27 protein-coding genes are annotated in these 20,510 nt (G+C 68.3%); 26 read left to right on the top strand and 1 reads right to left on the bottom strand.

Annotation, left to right across the window (positions count from 1 at the left end; genetic code table 11):
- Positions 1–2 precede the first annotated feature (2 nt).
- From LO55_RS01320 to flgJ, 13 genes are read left to right on the top strand one after another with little or no spacing between them, the layout of a single operon-like run.
- Entirely contained in the window at positions 3–464 is a 462-nt protein-coding gene (locus LO55_RS01320) for a flagellar FliJ family protein (protein WP_071360143.1), read from the top strand.
- Between the two features lie 31 nt (positions 465–495).
- The gene (gene fliD, locus LO55_RS01325) at positions 496–1,893 is read left to right on the top strand and encodes a flagellar filament capping protein FliD (protein ID WP_071360144.1); all 1,398 of its coding nucleotides are present in this window, start codon (positions 496–498) and stop codon (positions 1,891–1,893) included.
- 15 nt (positions 1,894–1,908) lie between these two features.
- Positions 1,909–2,298, top strand: a complete 390-nt coding sequence (gene fliS, locus LO55_RS01330) for a flagellar export chaperone FliS (RefSeq protein ID WP_071360145.1) — start codon at positions 1,909–1,911, stop codon at positions 2,296–2,298.
- Positions 2,291–2,605 carry a hypothetical protein gene (locus LO55_RS01335; protein WP_071360146.1) on the top strand — a complete coding sequence of 105 codons (315 nt, stop codon included), beginning with the start codon at positions 2,291–2,293 and terminating at the stop codon, positions 2,603–2,605. Before fliS ends, LO55_RS01335 begins: the two co-directional genes overlap by 8 nt.
- Positions 2,602–3,582 (top strand): hypothetical protein, encoded by a 981-nt coding sequence (locus LO55_RS27150; protein ID WP_071360147.1) that lies wholly within the window; start codon positions 2,602–2,604, stop codon positions 3,580–3,582. Before LO55_RS01335 ends, LO55_RS27150 begins: the two co-directional genes overlap by 4 nt.
- Positions 3,471–3,836 carry a flagellar hook-length control protein FliK gene (gene fliK, locus LO55_RS01345; protein ID WP_441293282.1) on the top strand — a complete coding sequence of 122 codons (366 nt, stop codon included), beginning with the start codon at positions 3,471–3,473 and terminating at the stop codon, positions 3,834–3,836. Before LO55_RS27150 ends, fliK begins: the two co-directional genes overlap by 112 nt.
- Before the next feature lie 5 nt (positions 3,837–3,841).
- Positions 3,842–4,291: a flagellar basal body-associated FliL family protein gene (locus tag LO55_RS01350; RefSeq protein ID WP_005668605.1), complete on the top strand. Its 450-nt coding sequence runs from the start codon at positions 3,842–3,844 to the stop codon at positions 4,289–4,291.
- Positions 4,292–4,319: 28 nt separating this feature from the next.
- Positions 4,320–5,054 carry a FliA/WhiG family RNA polymerase sigma factor gene (locus tag LO55_RS01355; RefSeq protein ID WP_071360149.1) on the top strand — a complete coding sequence of 245 codons (735 nt, stop codon included), beginning with the start codon at positions 4,320–4,322 and terminating at the stop codon, positions 5,052–5,054.
- A 36-nt stretch (positions 5,055–5,090) separates the two neighbouring features.
- Positions 5,091–6,002, top strand: a complete 912-nt coding sequence (motA, locus tag LO55_RS01360; RefSeq protein ID WP_005668603.1) for a flagellar motor stator protein MotA — start codon at positions 5,091–5,093, stop codon at positions 6,000–6,002.
- 3 nt (positions 6,003–6,005) lie between these two features.
- Positions 6,006–6,953 carry a flagellar motor protein MotB gene (locus LO55_RS01365; RefSeq protein WP_005668602.1) on the top strand — a complete coding sequence of 316 codons (948 nt, stop codon included), beginning with the start codon at positions 6,006–6,008 and terminating at the stop codon, positions 6,951–6,953.
- A 29-nt stretch (positions 6,954–6,982) separates the two neighbouring features.
- On the top strand, positions 6,983–7,255 hold the full coding sequence (flgM, locus tag LO55_RS01370; RefSeq protein ID WP_071360150.1) for a flagellar biosynthesis anti-sigma factor FlgM: 273 nt from the start codon (positions 6,983–6,985) through the stop codon (positions 7,253–7,255).
- Positions 7,255–7,683: a flagellar export chaperone FlgN gene (gene flgN / locus LO55_RS01375; RefSeq protein ID WP_071360151.1), complete on the top strand. Its 429-nt coding sequence runs from the start codon at positions 7,255–7,257 to the stop codon at positions 7,681–7,683. Before flgM ends, flgN begins: the two co-directional genes overlap by 1 nt.
- Positions 7,670–8,434, top strand: coding sequence for a flagellar assembly peptidoglycan hydrolase FlgJ (gene flgJ, locus LO55_RS01380; protein ID WP_071360152.1), 765 nt, complete (start codon positions 7,670–7,672; stop codon positions 8,432–8,434). The genes flgN and flgJ overlap by 14 nt, the downstream gene beginning before the upstream one ends.
- A gap of 4 nt (positions 8,435–8,438) precedes the next feature.
- Here the strand turns inward: flgJ and flgA are convergent, their stop codons facing one another.
- Positions 8,439–9,101: a flagellar basal body P-ring formation chaperone FlgA gene (flgA, locus tag LO55_RS01385; RefSeq protein WP_229410015.1), complete on the bottom strand. Its 663-nt coding sequence runs from the start codon at positions 9,099–9,101 to the stop codon at positions 8,439–8,441.
- A 113-nt stretch (positions 9,102–9,214) separates the two neighbouring features.
- Here flgA and flgB point away from each other — a divergent pair, with 113 nt between their 5' ends.
- The 13 genes from flgB to fliD (LO55_RS01450) all read left to right on the top strand — a co-directional run bounded on the left by flgB (position 9,215) and on the right by fliD (LO55_RS01450) (position 20,452).
- On the top strand, positions 9,215–9,574 hold the full coding sequence (gene flgB / locus LO55_RS01390) for a flagellar basal body rod protein FlgB (protein WP_071360153.1): 360 nt from the start codon (positions 9,215–9,217) through the stop codon (positions 9,572–9,574).
- 10 nt (positions 9,575–9,584) lie between these two features.
- Complete coding sequence (flgC, locus tag LO55_RS01395) at positions 9,585–9,989, top strand: flagellar basal body rod protein FlgC (protein ID WP_005668593.1); 405 nt, start codon at positions 9,585–9,587, stop codon at positions 9,987–9,989.
- A gap of 2 nt (positions 9,990–9,991) precedes the next feature.
- Positions 9,992–10,675: a flagellar hook capping FlgD N-terminal domain-containing protein gene (locus tag LO55_RS01400; protein ID WP_071360154.1), complete on the top strand. Its 684-nt coding sequence runs from the start codon at positions 9,992–9,994 to the stop codon at positions 10,673–10,675.
- A gap of 14 nt (positions 10,676–10,689) precedes the next feature.
- Positions 10,690–11,874, top strand: coding sequence for a flagellar hook protein FlgE (locus LO55_RS01405; RefSeq protein WP_071360155.1), 1,185 nt, complete (start codon positions 10,690–10,692; stop codon positions 11,872–11,874).
- Positions 11,875–11,883: 9 nt separating this feature from the next.
- Complete coding sequence (locus LO55_RS01410; protein WP_071360156.1) at positions 11,884–12,609, top strand: flagellar basal body rod protein FlgF; 726 nt, start codon at positions 11,884–11,886, stop codon at positions 12,607–12,609.
- 37 nt (positions 12,610–12,646) lie between these two features.
- Complete coding sequence (gene flgG / locus LO55_RS01415) at positions 12,647–13,432, top strand: flagellar basal-body rod protein FlgG (protein ID WP_005668586.1); 786 nt, start codon at positions 12,647–12,649, stop codon at positions 13,430–13,432.
- Positions 13,432–14,085, top strand: a complete 654-nt coding sequence (gene flgH / locus LO55_RS01420; RefSeq protein ID WP_071360157.1) for a flagellar basal body L-ring protein FlgH — start codon at positions 13,432–13,434, stop codon at positions 14,083–14,085. The genes flgG and flgH overlap by 1 nt, the downstream gene beginning before the upstream one ends.
- A 7-nt stretch (positions 14,086–14,092) precedes the next feature.
- Positions 14,093–15,202 (top strand): flagellar basal body P-ring protein FlgI, encoded by a 1,110-nt coding sequence (locus tag LO55_RS01425; RefSeq protein ID WP_071360158.1) that lies wholly within the window; start codon positions 14,093–14,095, stop codon positions 15,200–15,202.
- Complete coding sequence (locus LO55_RS01430; RefSeq protein ID WP_005668581.1) at positions 15,202–15,540, top strand: rod-binding protein; 339 nt, start codon at positions 15,202–15,204, stop codon at positions 15,538–15,540. Before LO55_RS01425 ends, LO55_RS01430 begins: the two co-directional genes overlap by 1 nt.
- A 101-nt stretch (positions 15,541–15,641) precedes the next feature.
- On the top strand, positions 15,642–17,015 hold the full coding sequence (flgK, locus tag LO55_RS01435) for a flagellar hook-associated protein FlgK (protein WP_071360159.1): 1,374 nt from the start codon (positions 15,642–15,644) through the stop codon (positions 17,013–17,015).
- 10 nt (positions 17,016–17,025) lie between these two features.
- Complete coding sequence (gene flgL, locus LO55_RS01440) at positions 17,026–17,937, top strand: flagellar hook-associated protein FlgL (protein WP_071360160.1); 912 nt, start codon at positions 17,026–17,028, stop codon at positions 17,935–17,937.
- Complete coding sequence (locus LO55_RS01445; protein WP_071360161.1) at positions 17,937–18,980, top strand: hypothetical protein; 1,044 nt, start codon at positions 17,937–17,939, stop codon at positions 18,978–18,980. The genes flgL and LO55_RS01445 overlap by 1 nt, the downstream gene beginning before the upstream one ends.
- A 137-nt stretch (positions 18,981–19,117) precedes the next feature.
- On the top strand, positions 19,118–20,452 hold the full coding sequence (fliD, locus tag LO55_RS01450) for a flagellar filament capping protein FliD (RefSeq protein ID WP_071360162.1): 1,335 nt from the start codon (positions 19,118–19,120) through the stop codon (positions 20,450–20,452).
- The last annotated feature ends 58 nt before the right edge of the window (positions 20,453–20,510 follow it).

A 20,510-nucleotide genomic window follows, 5' to 3' on the forward strand; every position in this document is an offset into this window, starting at 1 on the left:
CCGTGAAACGAGAAAACACCATCCGCAGCCTCGACACCCTGGTGCAGCTGCGCTCGACCCAGGTCGACCGCCTGCAGGCCGACCTGGCCAGCCAGGAAGCGACCCGGGTGCGCTACCAGGTCAACCTGGAGCGCCTGGCCCAGCTGGCCGAAGGCAGCGGCGCGTCCGGCGCCACGCTGGCGCTCAATCCGGCGCTGGCCCTGAACTGCGGCGCCTACAAGCAGGGCGTGCTGGCGCTGGCCGACAGCCACCGCACTGACCTGGCGCTGCACGAAGCGAACATGGCGGTGGCGCAGGGACGCCTGAAGGACGCCTGGGTGCGGCGCGAGCTGCTGGGCAAGGTGCTGGTGCGCGAGCAGGATGCGCTGGCAGTCGAACAGGAGCGCGCCACCAGAAAGCGCGAAGACGATATCGCCACCCAATCGTGGATGGCCGGAAAACCGGGCGGCCTGGCCGCGGCATGAACGACGCACACGAATAGACCAAGGAGCACGCATGGCAACTGCAATCACCGCACCAACCTACGATCCGATCCCGACCGCGAACGACCTGGCCGACAAGTACATCGCTTCGCGCCAGGCGATCCTGAACGCCCAGACGACGGCCGCCAACGCCACCGAAAAAGGCTTGTCCGACCTGAGCTCGGCGCTGTCGGCATTCCAGACCAGCCTGTCTTCGCTCACCGGCCTGAACAAGACCATGTACGCGCAGTCGGCGGTGTTCGGCGACGCCGCCATCGGCAGCGCCACCGCCACCAGCACCGCGGCGGCCGGCACCTATTCCTTCTTCGTCAAGCAGCTGGCCGCGGCCAGCCAGGTGTCGTACGCGGGCCTGGGCAACGCGACCGGCGTCAGCGGCAAGCTGGACATCCAGATGGGCGGCGTCGACGGCACGTCGTTCGAGGTGGACCTGGGCGCCACCGCGCGCGACCTGACCCCGCGCGAACTGGCGGCCGCGATCAATGCCGCCGAAGGCAACGCCGGCAAGGTCGTGGCCTCGGTGGTCAACACCGGCAACGGCACCTCGGAACTGGTGCTCACCGCCAAGGACACCGGCGCGGCCTCGAAGATCACGATCGACGCCAGCGGCCTGCAAGGCGACCTCGACGGTAACCCGCTCGCCGCCAAGCTCGGCGCCGGCAACCTGCGCACGCTGGTCGACGGGGTCGACGCCGAAATCCACGTCGGCGGCGAAGGCGGCACCGCGATCACCCAGGCCAGCAATACCTTCACCGCGATCGACGGCGTCAAGATGACCTTCACCAAGGCCCAGGCATCGGGCGCCGCGCCGGTCTCGCTGACCGTGGGCCCCGACAACACGTCGACCCTCGCCAACGTGCAGGCCTTCGTCGACGCCTTCAACAAGCTCAAGACCACGCTGACCAAGCTCACCGCCGGCAACGATCCGTCCACCTCGGCCGACGACGGCGCCTTCGCCCGCGACGGCGGCGTGCGCGCGCTGGCGGACCGCCTGGCCGCCCTGCTGCGTCCGGGCACCGGCGAATCGCTCGCCACCTACGGCATCATCGCCACCCGCAGCGGCACGCTCGAGGTGAATTCGGACCGCCTGCTGGCCCAGCTGGCGCGCAACCCGACCGGCCTCGATACGGTGATTGGCGCCGCCTCCGCCTCGAATCCGACCGGCGTCGCCGGCGAACTCGACAAATACCTGAAATCCTGGAGCAACGGCATCGACGGCCAGATCAAGCAGCGCCGCGACCAGAACGGCACCTTGCAGACGCGGCTGGCGGATCGCCAGGCCACGCTCGACCTGCAGCACAAAGCCGCCTACGACCGCTACCTGCGCCAGTTCACGCAACTGCAGTCGATGCAGGGCGTGATGAACCATAACGTGTCGCTGTTCGACGCCCTGTTCGGCAACGACCAAGACTAAGAGAGCCCCACCATCATGTCCTATCAGGAAGCCTACGGCGGCTACCACGCCGTCAACCTGGATGCGCAGACGTCGCGCGCCTCGCCGGTCGAGCTGGTCCTCCTGCTCACCGACGGCCTGCTCGACGAGCTGGCGCGCGCCCGCGCCCACATCGTCGCGCGCCGCTACGAGGCCAAGGCCAGGAGCATCGACAAATGCGTCGAGATCATCAATGGCCTGTCGAGTTCGCTCGACTTCGACAGCGGCGGCGAGACCGTGGCCAACCTGGCGCGCATCTACGACTTCTGCGCCCACCGCCTGAACGGCGCCGGCATCAAGCTCGACCCCACCATGGTCGACGAGGTGATCCAGGTGCTGACCACCATCCGCCAGGGCTGGAAAGGCGTGCAGGAACGCAATGGATAGGAGCGCCGCCATCGAGCGCCTGGCAACGCAGCTGCGCGACGCGAGCGCAGGCGCCGACTGGGACCTGCTGGAACGCGCGGTGCGCGCGCTCGGGCCGCAGTTGCAGGCGCTGGCCGGACGCGGAGACTGGAGCGCGCGCGAACGCGCCGCCCTGGCCCGGCTGCGCGCGGCCCACGATGGCGCCGCCCACGCCAGCGCCGATGCGGCGTCGCACCTGCAAGCCCAGCTGGGCGAGATGCGCGACAACAAGGAAGGCTGGATGGCCTATGCCCTCGCGGGCGAACTCGAATCAGGTAGCACCCCATGATGAACTTTTCCATGAACAGCGCGATGAATGCCATGAATGCCGTCGGCGCCAGCGCCGGCAAGGTCGCCGCGAACGGCGCCACGCTCGACGCGGCCGCGGCGCCTGATGGCGCCCAGCCGGGCATGCCGGCGGACGCGGCGGCGCCGCAGCCGGCAGCCCAGGTGCTGCCATTCCAGCAGTGGATCGCCCTGGGCGACGTGGCGCCCGGGACCGACGCGGCGCTGCCGGTCGACGGCGCCGTGCCCGAGGCCGCAACGCAAGCCCCGGGCGCCGACCAGCCGGACGACACGAGCGCACAGGATACGGTGGCGATCGATGCCGCACTGGCCGCACTGTCCGTGATCACGCCGCAAGCGGCGCCGGCCGCGCTGCCGGCCATGATGATGGCGATGCCGGGCGCCAAGCCCGGCGCCGCCAACGATGGCGCCAACGTGGGCGCCAACGCCGCCGCCGTGACTTCCGCCGCACCCGCCACCGATGCCCTGCTGGCGCTCGACGCCGAGCCTCAGGCCGCGGCCCGCGGCGCAGCGGACGCCGCGGCCCTGCCGCTGCCAGCCGCGGCGCCGGCCGCGCCGCGCACCGACGCCGCCGTGGCCCAGGCGCTGCCTGCCGCCGCGCCCCGGCCACGGCGGGCGCCGCCCCGGCGCACGCCGCCCCGGCGCTGGACGCCGCCCCGGCCGACGGCGCCGAGCCCACGCCTACGAGCGCCACCGGCGTCGCCGGCGCCGCCAGCCAGCCGGCCGCGACGCGCGGCGCCGACAGCGTCACGCTCGCCGGTCCGCCGACCGCCTGGCGCCAGACCCTGCAGGAAGCGCTGGGCGACCGCCTCCAGCTGCAGCTCGGCCGCGGCATGGAGCAGGCCACGATCCGCCTCGAGCCGCCGATGCTGGGCCGGATCGAGATCTCGGTACGCCACAGCGGCGGCAACCTGGAAGTGTCTATCGCCGCCTCCAACAGCGAAGTGCTGCGCCAGCTGAACACGGTCAGCGACAGCCTGCGCAACGACCTGGCCGGCCGCCAGTACAGCAACGTCTCGGTCAACGTGAGCGAGACCCCGCGCGCCCAATCCACCGCCCAGGCCGGCAACCAGCCGTCCGGCCAGCCCGGCGCCGATGCCGGGGGCCGCGGCCGCCAGCAGAGCGAGGAAGAACAGCGCCAGCGCACGCCCGGCCTGGCCCTGAACGACGCCGGCGACGCCGGTTCCCTGTTTTCGATGAATAACCGCGACTAAAGACCATGAAAGCAAAACTGATCATCGCCTTTGCCGGGGTCGCCGTGGCGGCCGCCGCCGCCGCTGGCGGCGCCATGTGGTACATGAACCCGGCGCCCGCCGCGGGCGCCGTGGCCAAGCCGGCCCCCGAAAAGAAGCCGACCAAGTACGTCACGCTGGACAAGGTGATCGTCATGCTGCGCCGCGCGCCGAACGAGCAGGCCGCGCACTACCTGTCGGTCGACCTGGTGCTGGCCACCACGCCGGCCGAGGAGAAGGAAGCCAAGGAACAGCTGCCGCTGCTGCGCTCGATCGCCGTCTCGGCGCTGTCGGCGCGCACCATGGCCGAAGCGTCGAGCATGACGGTCGACCAGTACGCGGCCGAGCTGAACAAGGTATTCAACGCCAACTATGAAAAGGAAAACCACATCAAGCCGTTTTCCGAAGTCATGGTCGGCAAGCTGATCATCGAGTGACACCATCGCGGGTGACCACGTGGCCTATATGACCGATTACCTCGACGTTGCCGCCGGCGCCTGCGCCGACTATGGCGAGGCGCAAGCCGCCGGCATGAGCGCCCAGGACGAGGGGCGCCACCTGCTGGCCTACGCGCCGCTGGTCAAGCGCATCGCGCGCCAGCTCGGCAGCCAGGTGTCGGGCGCGTTCGGGCGCGAGGACATGGAACAGATCGGCCTGATGGGACTGCTCGAAGCGCTGCGCCGCTACGGCCAGCCCGATGCCGGCTTTTCGAGCTATGCGGCGCTGCGCGTGCGCGGCGCCATCCTCGACGAGCTGCGGCGCCAGGACTGGCGTCCGCGCGCCGTGCGCCAGGACAGCCACCGCCAGCGCGACGCCTTGCGCGCGCTGACCCGCAGCCTGGGCCGCGAGCCGAGCGAGAAAGAGGCGGCGCAGGCCCTGGGCCTGTCCGCTGATGAGTATCAACAGTATCTGCTCGACGACAGCGCCGAGGAAATGCTGAGCTTTGACGAAGTCTTGCAGGAAGCGGTCGCCGACGCCCACCATACGCCCGGCCCGGAAGAACAGTTCATGGTGCGGCGCAGCCTGGAACAGGTGCTGACCACCCTCAACGAAAAGGAGCAGCGCGTGATCCAGATGATCTACGAGTTCGAACTGAGCTACAAGGAAATCGCCGCCGTGCTCGACCTGTCCGACGCCCGCGTCTGCCAGCTCAACAAGAGTGCGCTGGCCAAGATGAAGGCCGCGCTCGGGCGCGACTGAACCGAATCACAGAATAAGCCAGAAAGGCCCTAAGTCATGCAGCAACTACTCGGCATCGCCATCGTGCTCGGCGCCATCTTCGGTGGATTCACCATGATGGGCGGCACCTTCGCCTCGATCTTCCACCCGGTCGAGATCCTGATCATCGGCGGCGCCGCCTTCGGGGCGCTCGTGCTCGGCAATCCGCGCCACGTGCTGTCCGAGATGGGCCACCAGCTCAAGAAGGTCGCGGCGCGCAAGAAGCACGACTCGGAATTCCAGCGCCAGCTGCTGCTCCTGATGTACGAACTGCTGCAGACCGCCGCCGGCGGCCTGAAGGCGCTGGACGCCCACGTCGAGGCGCCCGCCGAAAGCCCGCTGTTCCAGCGCTATCCGGCGATCCTGGCCGAGCCGAAGCTGCTGGCCTTCATCGTCGACAACTTCCGCCTGATGGCCATGGGCAAGATCAACGCCCACGAGCTGGAAGGCGTGCTGGAGCAGGAACTGGAAGCCATCCACGAAGAGCTGACCCAGCCGTCGAAATCGCTGCAGAAGATCGCCGAGGCGATGCCGGGCTTCGGCATCCTGGCCGCGGTGCTGGGCATCGTGATGGCGATGTACTCGGTCTCGGGCGGCGCCGATTCGGGCGAGATCGCCGAGAAGGTCGGCGCGGCCATGGTCGGCACCTTCATCGGCATCTTCTTCTGCTACGGCGTGCTCGAACCGCTGGCCAACCTGATGAAGCAGACCGTCAATTCGGACGCCTCGACCATGGAGACCGTCAAGGTGGTGCTGTGCACCCACGTGGCCGGCAAGCCGGCGCTGCTGGCGATCGACGCCGGACGCCGCCTGATCCAGCTGAACACCAAGCCCAGCTTCGCCCAGCTCGAACAGTGGATCAACGCCATGGGCGGCGAAGACGAATCGCAGAACAAGCGGCGCCGCGGCAGCGACCGCATGGCGGGGTAACACGTGTCGAAAACGAACGACAAGCACGAATCGACCATCGTCAAGCGCGGCGGCGGCAAGCACCAGCACGACGAACACGGCGGCGCCTGGAAAGTGGCGTTCGCCGACTTCTGCCTGGCCCTGATGGCGCTGTTCCTGGTGCTGTGGCTGATCGCCGCACGCGAGCAGCAGAACCTGAAGGCGATCGTGCGCGACGCCACCAGCGCCGGCATGCTCGAGGGGCAAGGCCAGAAGCCGGCCATCGCCACCGAGCCGAGCGGCAGCCTGATCGAACGCTTCGAAGTCCCGCGCACCGGCAATGCCGGCACCAGCCAGCCGGGCAGCCCGAGCGCCCCGAAGGTCGGCTATGAGACGCCAGCCGACCTGGCCGCATTGTCCAGGGCCCTGACCGAGCTGTCGGTGAACGCCGGCCTGGCCTCGAACCTGGCCACCGTCGTCACGCCCTACGGCTTGCGCGTGATGCTGCACGACACCGACAAGCAGGGCATGTTCATGCGCGGCAGCGCGCTGCCCACCGGCCGCTTCGCGCGCCTGCTGCAGAAGATGGGGCCGCTGTTCGCCCAGATGCGCAACCAGATGCTGATCATCGGCCATACCGATTCGAGCCGCTACGCCGGCATCGACAAGGGCGGCTACTCGAACTGGGCCCTGTCGACCGACCGCGCGCTGGCCGCGCGCGCCCAGCTGCTCACCGGCGGCATGCAGACCTCCACCATCCTGCAGGTGGTCGGCATGGCCGACCGCGGTCCGCTGCATCCGGAAGACCCGCTGGACGGCATGAACCGCCGCATCGAACTCCTGATCCTGACCAGCGCCCAGTCGCGCGCGGTGGCGAACATGTTCGGCGCCCCCGGCAGCAATGGAACGGCGCTGGGCAACGGCGCCACCGTCACGCTGCCCGACGCGACGGCGCTCGAAGAATTGCGCGGCCAATTGCCGAAAACGCCATGACGATCCAACCGAAATCCCGAGGTAACCGCATGAAAATCACCGGCTCATCCAACGCCGCCGTCGCCAGCGTCACTGTCGGCGCCCAGACCGTGGCCGCGCCGGTCCAGGCCGAGATGCCGGCGGGCGCCGGCGCCGCCCTGCAATCCGAGGTGCTGAAACCGGCGTCCGAAGCCCTGCGCGCCATGCCCGACTTCGACGCCGCCCGCGTGGCCGAGCTGCGCGATGCGCTGGCGCGCGGCGAGCTGCCGTTCGACCCGGGCCGCCTGGCAGGCCTGATCCAGAAATTCCACGGAGGACGCTGATGGCCACCCTCACCCGTACCCAAGCCAATGCGCTGCTGCTCGACGGCGTCCAGCGCGACCTGCACGAAGCCGCCGCCATCCACGCCCTGCTGGAACGGCAGTTCGAGGCCGCCGTGCGCCACCGCAGCGTTGAACTGACCGCGCTGGCCGCGGACCTGGCGCCGCTGCTCGAGGCCATGGAAGGCCGGCGCCAGCAGCGCCTGCAACTGGTGCGCGCCCTGCTCGGCGCGCAAGCCACGATGGAACAGTACATCGCCAGCCTGACACCGGCCGCGCGCGCCACTTTTGACGCCGCCTGGGCCGAGCTGGAAACCATCGTGCGCGCCTGCAAGGAAGCGACCATCCGCAACGGCCAACTGCTGGCCGAGCAATACTCCGTGATGCAGCGCGTGCTGCACGGCGAGGACGCCATCTATGCGCCACGCTGATTTCTCCATCGCGCCGACCGCCGCCACGGCGGCCACGTCGGCCACCGCCGCGACCCGTCCGACCGCGGCCATCGGCGACGGCGGCGGCGCCGGCTTCGGCCGCCTGTTCAGCGAGCTGCAGGGCGAAGTGAACGCCTACATCCAGCACGGCGACGTCGACGGCGGCGCCGCCAGCAGCCTGAGCGCCGAAGGCGCCCTGCTGCGGCTGCGCGCGCAAGGCTTGATCATGGGCGAGGACGAGCGCGTCGACCCTGCCACCGCCAGCGGCGGCGCTGCGGCCAGCACGCCGGAGCAGCAAGCTTTCCTGGACAGCATCGCCCCTTGGGCGCGCCAGGCCGCGCAACGACTCGGCGTGGCGCCGGAACTGGTGCAGGCCCACGCCGCGCTCGAATCGGGCTGGGGCCAGCGTCCGCTGCGCACCGCCGACGGCGCGAGCAGCCACAACCTGTTCGGGATCAAGGCCGGCGCCGGCTGGGAAGGCGCCGCCGGCGAGTCCACCACCACCGAATACGTGAACGGCGCCGCGCTCAAGACGCGCGAGCGCTTCCGCGCCTATCCGGACGCGGCCAGCGCCTTCCAGGACTATGCGCGCGTGCTCACCGATAATCCGCGCTACCGCGCCGCCCTGAACACCGGCAACGACGCCCAGGCCTTCGCCCAGGGACTGGCGCGCGGCGGCTATGCGACCGATCCGGGCTACGCCGCCAAGCTGGCCCGCATCGCGGCCGGCCTGCAAGGGAACCAGGAATGACGGTCTATTCGCCCAACGGCATGTCGATCGGCTGCACCGCGCCGGCGCCGAGCACGCGCATGCGCACCACCTGGCCGCTGGCGCTGTTCTTGACCCGCACCACGGCGCCGCGCGCGCCGGCGTCGAGCGCCTCGCCCGCCATGCTGACCTCGATGCCGTCCTCGCGCGCCGTCATGACCACGGCGTCGCCGCGTTTCACGACGATCGGCGCCACCAGCTGGCTGGCGCGCAGGACCTCGCCCGCGCGCAGGCTGCGCCGGCTCGACTGGCCGACCGCTTCCTCGGGCAGGCCGATCGGATCGCGCAGGTTGGTGACGTCGCGCCGCTCGAGCGTGACGTCGGATTCGCCCAGCGTCTGGTTGGCGCCCACCGGCGCCGCCGTCACCGCCACCAGCGCCGACATGCGCGCGCGCACCACGAAGTCGTGGCGCCAGCCCTGTCCGTCCGGGCAGCGCGCCACGAAACGCATGCGCGCCGGCTGGCGCGTGTCGAGCGCTTCGACGCTTACCGGCCCCTTGCAGGCGGGCGCCGGACGGCTGCTGACCACGCTCAGGTCGAACTCCGGATCGCCCAGAGCGCTGGCCGCGGCGACCTTCTCGAGTTGCTCGCGCGCGGCTTGTTCTATTTGTACGGAAAGAGTTTGCGCCGACCACGCTGTGGTGCACAACAGACAGGTTACAATACTTATTGTTGCCGTACGGAAAGCAATCATTGGACAATACGGGTCAGGCGGAAAGGCCCATTCTAACCAAGTTCACTGCAGTTCACTGGAGAATCGCCATGTCGATTAATTTCAAGGAAGCCCTCGGCGTCAGCGCCGACGCGCTCCAGCTGCGCGCCGAACGCACCCGCGTGCTGGCCGCCAACATCGCCAACGAAAGCACGCCCGGCTACACGGCGCGCGACATCGACTTCGCCAGCGTAATGCAGGACCGGATGGATGCCGACGACGGCCTGCCGACGCTCTCCGAGGACGGCGCGCTGTTTCGCGTGCCCTACCACCCGAGCGCCGACGGCAATACCGTCGAGATCGGCGTCGAGCAGGCGGCGTTCTCGCAGAACGCTTCCGATTTCCAGACCAGCCTGACCTTCATCAATATGAAGCTGCGCGGCCTGAACAAAGCCATCACCGGCCAATAAGGAGCGCTGAATGGGTTTCAAAGACATTTCCCTGATCGCCGGCTCGGCCATGGCGGCCCAGACCGTGCGCATGAACACGATCGCCAGCAACCTGGCCAACGCAAATGCCGTGGCCACCACCGAGGCCGAGGCCTACCGCGCCCGCAAGCCCGTGTTTTCCGCCGTGCTCGACGGCGAGGGCGTGGCCAAGGTGCAGGTGCTGGACGTGGTGCAGTCGAGCGAACCGCTGCGCCGCGTGCATGAGCCGGACAATCCGCTGGCCGACGCCGACGGCATGGTCTTTTACGCCAACGTCAATGAAGTGGCCGAGATGGCCGACATGATGGCCGCCTCGCGCGCCTTCGAAACGAACGTCGAGGTCATGGGCCGCATCAAGTCGATGCAGCAGTCCCTGATCCGCATGGGAGAAAGCTGATCATGGTCACCACCACCAATAACTTCGGTTTCAGCAGCAATTACAGCAATACCAGCACTGCCCCGGCCGGCGTGCCGATGAGCGAGAACAAGGACATGTTCACCAAGCTGCTGGTGGCGCAGATCCGCAACCAGGACCCGCTGGCCCCGTCCGATCCGGCCACCTTCGTCAACCAGCTGTCGCAGCTGTCGCAGACCGAGGCGCTGGAAAACATGACCCAGACCACGGCCGCCAGCGCCACCATGCTGCAGAGCCTGCAGGTGCTGGCGATGGGCGGCCAGGTCGGCAGCCAGGTCTCGGTCGAGACCAGCCGCGTGGAACTGGGCGACACCGCGATCACCGGCAGCGTGCGCCTGGAAGGGGCCAGCACCCTCACCCATGTGATCCTGACCGACGTCGCCGGCAAGCAGACCAGGATCGAACTGCCGCCGCACGGCGCCGGCGGCCAGGCATTCACGCTCGACCCGGCGCAGCTCGGCCTGCCGGCCGGCAAGTACAGCATCGCCGCCGAGTCGTCGGACGGCACCAAGCCGGCGATCGAGATCGACGGCCGCCTGAACAGCGTGCGCCTCGATTCGACCGGCGGCATCCTGATGCAGGTGGCCGGCGTCGGCGAAGTCGAGCCGGGCTGGATCACGGGTTTCAACGGTAAAAACACGTCCGCCGACCTGGCGCTGACCAACTAAACAAAGGATTCCCCATGAGCTTCAATATCGCCCTGTCGGGCATCCAGGCCATCAACGAGCAGCTGAATACCCTGTCGAACAATATCGCCAACGCCGGCACCTACGGCTTCAAGAGCAGCCGCGCCAACTTCTCGTCGGTGTACGCGGGCGACATGGCCAACGGCGTGCAGGTCGGCTCGCTGACCCAGGACATCGGCAAGAACGGCAGCCTGCAGACCACCGGCCGCGGCCTCGACGCCGCCATCCTCGGCCGCGGCTTCTTCACCAGCCGCGACGACCAGGGCGTGGTCTCGTACTCGCGCGTCGGCATCTTCAACACCAATGCCGACGGCTACCTGGTCGACGCCACCGGCAAGCGCGTGCAGGGCTATGGCCCGACCGTCAACGGCGTGATGGGCACCATGGGCGACATCGAAGTCCCGACCGGCCAGATCCCGGCCGTGGCCAGCACCCGCGTGGCCTATTCCGGCAATATGTCGAACGAGTGGGTCGAGCCGACCGCGGCCTTCGACATGAACAACCCGAATACCTACAATATGGTCAAGCAGTCGGTGGTCTACGATTCGCTGGGCACCCAGCACACCGTCTCGCAATACTTCGTCAAGACCGACGACGACGTCGTGACCGTGCACTACAGCCTGAACGGCGCCGCGCCGACCGGCGCCGGCTTCGCCATGAACTTCGACACCAATGGCCGGATCGAAGCGGCCTCGGTCAACGGTCCGGACCTGGAACTCACCCCGCCGGGCGCCGAACCCCTGGAGTTCAACTTCGACTACAGCGGCACCACCAAGCTGGCCGGCGCCGCGACCCAGAACATCAACCGTCCGAACGGCTATGCCTCGGGCACCTTCGTCGGCGTGGAACTGGCCGAGGACGGCTCGATCGTCGCCAAGTACAGCAACGAACAGCAGCAGGTCGTGGGCACCGTGGCGCTGGCCACCTTCCCGGACGAGGGCAGCCTGGTCCCGACCAGCGACACGACCTGGGTCGCCAACGCCAACTCGGGCGCGCCGCTGTACACCACCCCGGGCGTCGGCCTGGCCGGCAAGCTGTCCAAGGGTTCGCTGGAAGGCTCGAACGTGGACATCACCTCGGAACTGGTCGGCCTGATGACCTCGCAGCGCAACTACCAGGCCAACTCGAAGGTGATCACCGCCGAGAACCAGATGATGCAGTCGCTGATGCAGGCGCTGTAAGCCCAGGCCATGGACAAGTTCATCTTCACCGCCGTCAGCGCCGCCCAGCGCACCCTGCAGGCGCAGCAGGTGCGCGCCAACAACCTGGCCAATGCCGACACCCCGGGCTTTCGCGCCAATATCGAACTGGCCTCGAGCCAGGCGCTGGCCGGCTACGGCTATGACGACGTGCACCTGGCGCGCGGCATGGCCGATGCCGTCTCGACCCGCAACGGCACGGTGCGCGACACCGGCCGCGCGCTGGACGTCGCCGTCAACGGCAACGGCTACCTGGCGGTGGAATTCGACAACGGCGAAGCCTATACCCGCGCCGGCGCGATCGACATCGACGCCAACGGCGCGCTGTCGGTGGGTGGCCGCCCGCTGCTGGGCGAGGGCGGGCCGATCGTGCTGCCGCCGCACACCGCGGTCGATATCGCCAACGACGGCACCATCTCGGTGATGCCCGAAGGCGGCACCCTTACCCAGATCATCGACCGCCTGCGGCTGGTCAGCGCCGACGGCGCCCAGCTGGCCAAGAACGAGGCCGGCCTGATCGTCACGCGCGACGGCGAGCAGCTCGCAGCGGACCCGAACGTCACCGTGCGCGGCCGCGCCCTCGAAGGCAGCAACGTCTCGGCGGTCGAGGAGATGGTGGCCGTGATGAGCCTGAACCGCAGCTTCGAACTGCAGATGAAGATGTTCAAGGCCAGCGACAGCATGAACGAGTCGGGCAACCGGCTCATCGGCGCCTGAATCGCGAAGTAAGGCCACACTTAATTAGGGAGCAACCATGAATCCAGCAATGTGGATCAGCAAGACCGGCGTGCAGGCACAGGATGCCAAGCTGCAGGCCATCGCCAACAACCTGGCCAACGTCAACACCGTCGGCTTCAAGCGCGACCGCGTCGTGTTCGAAGACCTGTTCTACCAGGTCGACGCCCAGCCGGGCGCCCAGAACGCCGACAACACCGTCAACGGCGGCGTCCAGCTCGGCAACGGCGTGCGCGTGGTCGGCACCCAGAAGGCTTTCACCAACGGCAGCCTGCAGACCACCAGCCAGCCGCTCGACGTCGCCATCTCGGGAAACGGCTTCCTGCAGGTGCTGCGCCCGAACGGCGAACCGGCCTACACCCGCGCCGGCCAGCTGAAGGTCGATCCGAACGGCACCCTGACCAATGCCCAGGGCCTGGCCATCGTCCCGCAGATCACGATCCCGCAGAATGCCAGCGGCGTGACCATCGGCGAGAACGGCGTGGTCTCGGTGACCTTCCCGAACCAGCCGGCGCCGCAGGAAATCGGCCAGATCAACCTGACCGCCTTCATCAACCCGACCGGCCTGCTGGCCCTGGGCGACAACCTGTTCCAGGAAACCGCCGCCAGCGGCGCGCCGAACGAAGGCCGTCCGGGCGACGCCGCCTTCGGCACCCTGAAGCAGGGCGCGCTGGAAGGCTCGAACGTGCAGGTGGTCGAAGAGATGGTCGACATGATCGCCGCCCAGCGCACCTACGAGATGAACACCAAGGTGCTGTCGGCGGCCGACAATATGCTGCAATACCTGTCGCAGGCGGCGCGCTGATGAAAGCCCTGGCTGCCGTTCTCGGCATCGTCATGCTGGCCGGCTGCGCCACGCCGGCGCAGGTCGCCATGCGCGACGACGATGACGACCACATGCCGCTGCAGCGCATGGCGCGCGGCGGCGTCTCGGGCGGCGTGTTCACCGCCGACACCGTCTCGCTGACCTCGGACAGCCGCGCCTACCGCGTGGGCGACGCCGTCACCGTGATCCTGCAAGAGACGACCCAGGCCAGCAAGCGCGCCGGCACCAGCATCTCGAAGGGGTCTTCGATCGGCATTTCTCCCCTCGCCGCGCTGGGCAAGGTCTACGACAAGGCGGCGGTCGACATCACCGCCGACCGCGATTTCCAGGGCGACGCCACCAGCACCCAGCAGAATGCGCTGTCCGGCTCGCTGACCGTGATCGTGCAGGAAGTGCTGCCCAACGGCCTGTTGCGCGTGGCCGGCGAAAAGAACCTGATGCTGAACCAGGGCGAGGAATTCGTGCGCCTGAAGGGCTTCGTGCGCGCCGCCGACGTCGACGCCGACAACCGCGTGTCCTCGCTGCGCGTGGCCAATGCCCGCATCGCCTATTCGGCGCGCGGCGCGCTGGCCGAGGCCAACCAGCCGGGCTGGCTGACGCGCTTCTTCAACAGCCCATGGCTGCCGTTCTGAGGACGACATGAACCTGCGCCGCTTTGTTCCTTTCCTGCTCGCCGCCGTCCTGGCCGGCGCCGTCCTGCCGGTCCAGGCCGCGCAAGCCCTGCGCAACCTGGTCAGCGTCGAAGGCGTGCGCGAAAACCCGCTGGTCGGCTACGGCCTGGTGGTCGGCCTGAACGGCTCGGGCGACTCGACCCAGGTCAAGTTCGCCAGCCAGTCGGTCATCAATATGCTCAAGCAGTTCGGCGTGCGCCTGCCGGAAGGCGAGGACGCCAAGAACAAGAACGTGGCCGCCGTCATGGTCTCGGCCACCTTCCCGCCCGGCTACCGCCGCGGCCAGAGCATCGACGTCACCGTCTCCTCGCTGGGCGACGCCAAGAGCCTGCGCGGCGGCACCCTGCTGCTCACGCAACTGCGCGCGGCCGACAACGAGATCTATGCCCTGGCCCAGGGCAATGTGGTGGTCGGCGGCCTGAACGCCACCGGCCGCAGCGGTTCCTCGGTCACCGTCAACACCCCCACCGCCGGCCGGGTGCCGAACGGCGCCATGATCGAGCGCGAGATCGCGACCGACTTCGCGACCCGCCCGCAAGTGATGCTGCGCCTGCGCCAGCCGCACTTCGAGACCGCCACCAACGTGGTCAACGCGATCAACAAGCGCTACGGTCCGATCGCCACCACCCTGGACGGCACCAGCGTCGAAGTCATCGCCCCCGAGAATCCGACCGAGCGCGTCGCTTTCGTGGCCGCCCTGAACGCCCTGAGCGTCGAAGCCGGCATCGAAGTGCCGAAAGTCGTGTTCAACTCGCGCACCGGCACCGTCGTCATCGCCGACGGCCTGCGCGTGAAGGCGGCCGCCGTGACCCACGGCTCGCTCAAGGTGATCATCTCGGAAAGCTCGCGCGTCAGCCAGCCGGGCCCGTTCGCGCGCGGCCAGACCGCGGTGACGCCGGAATCGAAGCTGTCGGTCGACCAGGGCTCGGGCCAGATGTTCCGCTGGCCGCCGGGCGCGCGCCTGCAGACCATCATCGACACCGTGAACAGCCTGGGCGCCTCGCCCGACGACATCATGGCGATCCTGCAGGCCCTCGACCAGGCCGGCGCGATCGAAGGCGAACTGGTGGTGATCTGATGCGCATCGACGATCTTCGCAACGGCAGCCTGACCCCGAACACCGACGCGCCGGTCGCGCCCGCCGCCGACCAGCCCGACCCGGCCTACGTGGCGAAAGCCACCCAGGCCGCGGTCGAATTCGAGCGCTTTTTCGTGAGCCACATGCTGCGCACGATGCGTTCCTCGACCCGCGCGATGGCGGCCGAGGACAGCGTGTTCAACAACCGCGTCAACCAGGACATGCAGGACATGGCCGACGACCTGCTGGCCGGGAATATGGCCGGCCAGCGCGCTTTCGGCATCGCCGACGCCATCCTGCGCCAGCTGGTGCCGGGCGCCACCACCGGCAAGCGCTGAGCGGTCGACCCGATTTACATGTAATACTTAATAAACGGCAATAATCGGTCGCCCTGTTAGGTTAACGCAGGTTAAGCCTGTATCGAGGACGAATTCGCACCATGACGATCATCAATAATGCCCTGTCGGGCGCCCTCGCCGCCCAGCTCGCACTGTCGGCCAGCAGCCACAACATCGCCAACCTGCAGACCAAGGGCTATACCCGCCAGTCGGCGCTGTTGATGGCGGTCGGTCCGGATGCCAGCGGCCGCTCGGCCGGCAATGGCGTGCAGGTGACCTCGCTGCTGCGCTTCTCGGACAACTACAAGACCCAGGCCATGTGGCGCGCCAATTCCGAGCAGGGCATGTACTCGCAGTCGCAGCCCTACCTGACCCAGCTCGAGAGCGTGATGGGCGACGCCTCGGCCAGCCTGTCGGCCGGCATCGACGACTTCTTCAAGGCGATCAACGCGGTGGCCGGCGACCCCGGTTCGACCCCGCTGCGCCAGCAGGTGCTGACCGCGGCCGGCCTGATGGGCGAGCGCTTCAATGGCCTGAACAACGTCTTCAACACCCAGCTGACCTCGGTGCGCCAGCAGCGCAGCGCCCTGGTCGACTCGGCCAACGTCGACATCGCCACCATCGCCCGCCTGAACAAGCAGATCATCGAGACCCAGGCCAGCGGCGTGTCGGCCTCGAGCCTGATCGATGCGCGCGACCAGGCCATCGACGACCTGTCGAGCAAGATGGCGCTCGAAGTGTCGGACAATCCGGACGGCAGCCGCGACGTCTCGCTCAAGAGCGGCCAGGCGCTGGTGATCGGCAGCATGCACGGCACCCTCAAGGCGGCCCCGAGCGCCGATTCGCCGCAGGCGTTCTCGATCACCTTCGCCAACTCGACTTTCGCGCTCGACGCCAGCAAGATGGGCGGCCAGCTCGGCGGCCTGACCCAGTTCGAGATCAATACCCTGCTGCCGCTGCAGGAAGACGTCGACTCGCTGGCCGAGCAGATCGCCACCCTCGTCAACGAGCAGTTGGCGGACGGTTTCACCGCTCCCGGCGTGGCCGGCACCCCGCTGTTCGTCTACACCCCCGGCAATGGCGCCAACATGCTCAAGACGGTCGAGGGCTTCAAGGCCCAGGACCTGGCGTTTTCGAGCGACGGCACGCCGGGCGACACCGGCAACCTGCAGATACTGGCCGCGCTCAAGGGCCGGTCGATCGAGCTGCCGAACATCGGCAACGTGCTGCTCAGCGACGCCGACACCCAGATGCTGGGCAAGCTGGCCGTGGACAGCAAGATCAACAAGGCGGCGCTGAAAACCGCCGAGACCGTGCGCGTCCAGTCGATCAACGACTGGCAGTCGACCAGCGGCGTCAACGAAGACGAGGAAGCGGTCAAGCTGGTGGAGTTCCAGCGCATGTACCAGGCGAACATGCAGGTGATCTCGATCGCCAATTCGCTGTTCGACGCCACCCTCGCCATGATGCAATAAGGAGAGCAGCATGCGTATCGCCACTGCCCAATACCAATCGACGATGAACCAGTCGCTCCAGAACAACCAGGAGCGGCTCAGCTACATCATGCGCCAGCTAGACACCCAGAAGCGCATCCTGCTGCCGTCGGACGACCCGGTCGACAGCGTGCGCCTGTCGCGCCTGGCGCGCGAGGAATCCACGGTCGGCCAGTACCGCAGCAATATCTCCTCGCTCCAGCTGCGCCTGACCAAGTCGGAAGGCTACCTGAGCAATATGGTCACCGAGATGATCCCGGGCCGCGACCAGCTGGTCTGGGCCCTCGACGGCGCCAACACGCCGGACGACCTGAAGGCGATGATCGCGCCGCTGCAATCGCTGCGCGACAGCCTGTTCTACACCGCCAACACGATCGACGAGGAAGGCAACTACCTGTTCGCCGGCACCGCGACCAAGACCGCGCCGCTGGCGCTCGACGCGGACGCGGACGCCGGCGCGCGCTACAGCTTCGCCGCCAATACCAATGCCCAGCTGGTCGTGGTCGGCAATGGCCTGACCCAGCCCGCCAACGAGAACCTGGCCGGCCTCGAGAAGCTGCTGAACCAGATCGACGCCACCATCGAGGTGATGTCGCAACCGGGCGCCACGCCCAACGACCCGGCCGTGCGCGCCGTGCTCGAGGCCAACCTGAACGGTTTCGACGATGCGCAGGTGCTGATTTCGAGCAAGGTCGCCGACCTGGGCGGACGCCAGAACATCATCAAGACCCTGGACGACAACCACGCCAACATCAGCCTGTCGAACAAGATGGCGATCACCGACATCGGCGCGCTCGACGTCGGCGTCGCCGCCACTGAACTCAACGGTTACTCGACCGCCCTGCAGGCGACCTACAAGGCCTATGCCAAGATCGGCAACCTGAGCCTGTTCAATGCGATCTGATGGCCATGGAAGCACTGCTCAGACCATCCAGCACGACGACCGCCAGCGGCGCCAACCCTAACGGCGGCGCCGTCAGCGGCAACACCGGCGCCCAGAGCACGTCGGCCACCGGACGCGCGCATGCCGTGCCCCCGGCAAGCTCCGCCGACCGCGCCGTCAGCCGCAGCGCGCCGACGGCGAGCCCATTGCGGCGCGGCGTCGGCATGCAGCAGAACCAGGGCGAAGTGGCGCGCGCCCAGCAGGCGCTCGACTACCTCGAACGCATGGCCAGCCAGCTCGAAGCGCTCAAGGCCGACCTCAGCGCGCGCCTGTCGGGCCGCGGCGCCGCCTCGCGCGAACTCGAAGCGCGCGTGCGCCAGCTCACCGCCGCCCTCGAGGCGCGCCGCCAGCAGGCCGGCGACGGCCTCGACGCCCAGCTCGACTTCGACGCGGTGCAGGGCGCCCAGCAGCGCTTCCGCATCCGGGGCCTCGACATCGCCTCGCTCAAGGCCGGCGGCACGCAGACCCTGGGCTTTTCGGTCGGCAGCGCCGGCGGTCCGCAACTGGCCACCACGATCGAACCGGGCATGACGCCGGAAGAGATCGCCCGGCGCCTGGACCGCACCCTGGCCCCGGTCAAGGTGCGCGCCGGTCTCGACCAGGACCGCGAACTGGTGTTCCGCACCAGCGAATCGACCTTCGCCGGCGTCAAGGATGCGATCGCGGTGACCGGCCGCGGCCGGGTCGACACGGTCGCCGTGCCATCCTCGCTCGAGCCGAAAGAATGGGAACTGGGCAACCCCGACGCCCTGCGCCAGAGCCTGCGCGAAGTGGTGCAGGCGCTGGCCCGGGTGCGCCGCTCGCAGGACGCCGCCTCGCTGGCGCTGAGCACCGCCATGGCGCGCAGCGCCCAGCCCGAGATCCCGAGCGCCGAACTGGCCATGATCGCGGGCGACTTCGCTTCCACCGCCGCCAGCCACGACTACGAGTCGCTGCTGGCCATCACCTCGGCCCTGGTCGGCGTCAGCCGCGAACGGGTGCACGCCCTGCTCGGCCTGCGCTGAGCTGCACCAGGATGGCCGGGACTTGACCGTTCCGGCCACCGATACAATCGATGACTGGTCACGGTCGCATTTTCATGCGATAAAGCAATGGCAGCAACCTTCGGTTGCACGACATTCCCGACCAGGATTATCGAGCCATGCTGACCACTTCCACCACCGGACTCGCGTCCCAGCCCGCCGCCAGCCAATACGGCGACATCCGCACCAACCTCACGCAATCGCTGCTGGCCCAGAATCCCGGGCTGAAGATCATCGATGCCCAGGTCAAGCGCGACGACGCGCGCCTGTCGTCCATCGGCAAGATGGCGCTGGCGCTGGACGGCTTCCGCGCGTTCGCGGCCGGCCTCACCGGCGGCAAGCTCGACATGCTGGCGAGCGCCAGCGGCAGTGCCCTGTCCGCCAAGCTGAGCGCCGCTTCCGCCAACCCTGGCAAGTATGCGATTGACGTCCAGCAACTGGCCCAGGGCCAGAAGCTGGAGACCAGGGCGGTGGCGGACAAGGACGCGGCATTGGGAACCGGCGGCGCCAGCGTGATCACGGTCGAGACCGGAACCGGCGCCACTGCCAAGAAGACCACGGTGCGCATCGATCCGGGCAACAGCAGCCTCGAAGGCATTGCCAAGGCCATGCGCGAAGCCGGCCTGGATGCCGGGGTCGCCAAGGACAAGGACGGGGACGGCTATTCGCTGAGCCTGACCGGCGCAACGGGCGCAGCCAACGGCATGCGCGTCAGCGTCGCCGGCGATCCGGTATTGGGGGGACTGCTCGCTTACCGGCCGGGCATGGAAGGCGGCATGCAGCAGGTGGCCGCGGCCCGGGATGCGCGCCTGGTGGTCGACGGCAAGACCGTCACGTCCGCCACCAACGCGGTCACCGAGGCCATCCCCGGCCTGGACCTGACCCTGAAAGAGACCGGCAAGAGCGAGGTCGAGGTGCGCAGCGATCCGGCCGCGATCGCGGGCAACGTCAAGGATTTCGTCAAGGCCTTCAATGACCTGAACACCCAGCTGGGCAAGCTGGAAACGGGTGACGACCGCTCCGACACCACGCTGCTGCGCATGCGGGCCCAGATCGGCAACATCGTCAACGGCAGCAGTGTCCGCGACCTGGCCGGCTTCGGCATCACCCAGAAGGATGGCGCGCTGGTGCTGGACGAGGACAAGCTCAAGGCGGCCATCGCCGCCGATCCGGCGCGCGCCAACAAGGTGTTCAGCGACAAGGGCGGCCTGGCCGACCGCCTGGTCGACCAGGTCAACAAGCAGATCGGCGCCAGCGGCAGCCTGGGGGTGGAGGCGGCCAGCGTGATGCGCGAGCGCGACCGCCTGCTCGATCAGCGCGACAAGGTGATCGACACCGTGACCCGCCAGGCCACGCTCATGGCCCAGCAATACCAGCTGGCCGGCAGTGGCAATGGGCTGCTGTTCGGCGGCGGCGCGGGGCGGCCGATGTCGCTGTTCGATTACATGGCATAAGACAGTAATAGACAAAACCAGACAAAAAAAATCCCGCTGCATGCAGCGGGATTTTTTT

It is taken from the genome of Massilia timonae (assembly GCF_001866515.1).
Lineage (GTDB): Bacteria > Pseudomonadota > Gammaproteobacteria > Burkholderiales > Burkholderiaceae_D > Telluria > Telluria timonae.

Bases quoted from the DNA above. Each gene is read 5' to 3' on its own strand.
- flgH (WP_071360157.1), top strand. From the start codon at position 13,432: ATGAAAGCCCTGGCTGCCGTTCTCGGCATCGTCATGCTGGCCGGCTGC.
- motA (WP_005668603.1), top strand. From the start codon at position 5,091: ATGCAGCAACTACTCGGCATCGCCATCGTGCTCGGCGCCATCTTCGGT.
- flgC (WP_005668593.1), top strand. From the start codon at position 9,585: ATGGGTTTCAAAGACATTTCCCTGATCGCCGGCTCGGCCATGGCGGCC.
- LO55_RS01355 (WP_071360149.1), top strand. From the start codon at position 4,320: ATGACCGATTACCTCGACGTTGCCGCCGGCGCCTGCGCCGACTATGGC.
- LO55_RS01405 (WP_071360155.1), top strand. From the start codon at position 10,690: ATGAGCTTCAATATCGCCCTGTCGGGCATCCAGGCCATCAACGAGCAG.
- LO55_RS01430 (WP_005668581.1), top strand. From the start codon at position 15,202: ATGCGCATCGACGATCTTCGCAACGGCAGCCTGACCCCGAACACCGAC.
- LO55_RS01425 (WP_071360158.1), top strand. From the start codon at position 14,093: ATGAACCTGCGCCGCTTTGTTCCTTTCCTGCTCGCCGCCGTCCTGGCC.
- flgG (WP_005668586.1), top strand. From the start codon at position 12,647: ATGAATCCAGCAATGTGGATCAGCAAGACCGGCGTGCAGGCACAGGAT.
- fliS (WP_071360145.1), top strand. From the start codon at position 1,909: ATGTCCTATCAGGAAGCCTACGGCGGCTACCACGCCGTCAACCTGGAT.
- flgN (WP_071360151.1), top strand. From the start codon at position 7,255: ATGGCCACCCTCACCCGTACCCAAGCCAATGCGCTGCTGCTCGACGGC.
- LO55_RS01350 (WP_005668605.1), top strand. From the start codon at position 3,842: ATGAAAGCAAAACTGATCATCGCCTTTGCCGGGGTCGCCGTGGCGGCC.
- fliD (WP_071360144.1), top strand. From the start codon at position 496: ATGGCAACTGCAATCACCGCACCAACCTACGATCCGATCCCGACCGCG.
- flgJ (WP_071360152.1), top strand. From the start codon at position 7,670: ATGCGCCACGCTGATTTCTCCATCGCGCCGACCGCCGCCACGGCGGCC.
- flgL (WP_071360160.1), top strand. From the start codon at position 17,026: ATGCGTATCGCCACTGCCCAATACCAATCGACGATGAACCAGTCGCTC.
- LO55_RS01410 (WP_071360156.1), top strand. From the start codon at position 11,884: ATGGACAAGTTCATCTTCACCGCCGTCAGCGCCGCCCAGCGCACCCTG.
- fliD (WP_071360162.1), top strand. From the start codon at position 19,118: ATGCTGACCACTTCCACCACCGGACTCGCGTCCCAGCCCGCCGCCAGC.
- flgB (WP_071360153.1), top strand. From the start codon at position 9,215: ATGTCGATTAATTTCAAGGAAGCCCTCGGCGTCAGCGCCGACGCGCTC.
- flgK (WP_071360159.1), top strand. From the start codon at position 15,642: ATGACGATCATCAATAATGCCCTGTCGGGCGCCCTCGCCGCCCAGCTC.
- LO55_RS01445 (WP_071360161.1), top strand. From the start codon at position 17,937: ATGGCCATGGAAGCACTGCTCAGACCATCCAGCACGACGACCGCCAGC.
- LO55_RS27150 (WP_071360147.1), top strand. From the start codon at position 2,602: ATGATGAACTTTTCCATGAACAGCGCGATGAATGCCATGAATGCCGTC.
- LO55_RS01400 (WP_071360154.1), top strand. From the start codon at position 9,992: ATGGTCACCACCACCAATAACTTCGGTTTCAGCAGCAATTACAGCAAT.
- LO55_RS01335 (WP_071360146.1), top strand. From the start codon at position 2,291: ATGGATAGGAGCGCCGCCATCGAGCGCCTGGCAACGCAGCTGCGCGAC.
- flgM (WP_071360150.1), top strand. From the start codon at position 6,983: ATGAAAATCACCGGCTCATCCAACGCCGCCGTCGCCAGCGTCACTGTC.